We start from the raw sequence: 390 nt of genomic DNA, 5'->3' as shown, positions 1-390 counted from the left end.
AAACTCACACAGTATTTGCGCGGCTGGGGACACTACTACCTAATAGCCAACGCTTATCAGCTAACGGTGGATTTAGATCACTGGATCCGCCGTAGGATAAGAATGTGCTACTGGCGGCAATGGCGTAAACCTCGCACCAAAGTACGCAGTTTAATGAAATTGGGTGTTAGCGAACGACTCGCCATTGCATGTGGTATCACCAGTAAAGGTCCTTGTAGAAGCTCAAAAACAAAAGGAATTAACATTGCGATAGGCAATGACTATCTAGCGTCACAAGGTTTAGCGTCATTAAGAGATATTTGGATCAATATTCACTACGGGAGATGAACCGCCCATTGCGGACCCGCATGATGGGTGGTGTGGGGGCTGGAGGTTAGAGACCTCCGGCTA

General features: G+C 47.7%; 1 protein-coding gene. It reads left to right on the top strand.

Annotation, left to right across the window (positions count from 1 at the left end; all coding sequences use genetic code 11):
* A partial coding sequence (locus H5162_RS21140) for a group II intron maturase-specific domain-containing protein (RefSeq protein ID WP_310736446.1) occupies positions 1 to 327 on the top strand: 327 nt, incomplete at its 5' end.
* Positions 328 to 390 lie beyond the last annotated feature (63 nt).

Origin of the sequence: Pseudoalteromonas sp. SR41-8 (assembly GCF_014163915.1) — a bacterium.
Classification (GTDB): Bacteria; Pseudomonadota; Gammaproteobacteria; order Enterobacterales; family Alteromonadaceae; genus Pseudoalteromonas; species Pseudoalteromonas rhizosphaerae.
The sequence above is the reverse complement of the archived record's forward strand: the minus strand, read 5'-3'. Positions and strand labels throughout refer to the sequence as shown.